This window comes from Vibrio sp. 2130-1, assembly GCF_033339515.1.
This window is the reverse complement of sequence record NZ_JAWOUT010000403.1, coordinates 1-634: the sequence shown is the minus strand read 5'-3', so window position 1 is coordinate 634 and position 634 is coordinate 1. Positions and strand designations below refer to the sequence as shown.

Annotated in this window: 1 protein-coding gene; it reads left to right on the top strand. The window is 47.8% G+C overall.

Translation table 11 applies throughout. The annotated features are described in order from the left end of the window. The coding region (locus tag R7Q09_RS26485) for an FAD-dependent oxidoreductase (RefSeq protein WP_318143985.1) at positions 1-605 on the top strand (605 nt) is incomplete at its 5' end. Positions 606-634: the final 29 nt, after the last annotated feature.

Here is a 634-nt window from a genome sequence, read left to right as displayed (position 1 = left end):
TGTATGCGAACGGCAGAACCGGTAACACCGACAAACTCAGTTTGGATGTCGTCGGTCTAGAATCGGATTCTCGCGGCCAGCTTAAAGTGAACCGCAACTACCAAACAACGGTTGAGCATATTTACGCAGTGGGTGATGTGATTGGCTACCCTAGCCTTGCGAGCGCAGCCTATGACCAAGGTCGCTTTGTCGCACAAGCGATCACCAAAGGTCAGGCTGAAAACTATCTGATTGAAGACATCCCAACAGGCATCTACACCATTCCAGAAATCAGCTCTGTTGGTAAAACAGAACAAGAACTGACGGCAGCGAAAGTGCCTTATGAAGTTGGCCGCTCTTCTTTCAAGCATCTGGCCCGTGCGCAAATTGCAGGCAAAGATGTCGGCAGTTTAAAAATTTTGTTCCATCGTGAAACCAAGGAAATTCTCGGCATTCACTGCTTTGGTGAACGTGCAGCGGAAATCATCCACATTGGTCAAGCCATCATGGAACAAAAAGGCCAAGCCAATACGATTGAATATTTCGTGAATACTACCTTCAACGACCCGACCATGGCCGAAGCCTATCGTGTAGCGGCATTGAATGGGCTGAACCGATTGTTCTAGTAGCCATACAATGCTGAGATAATGAGGTT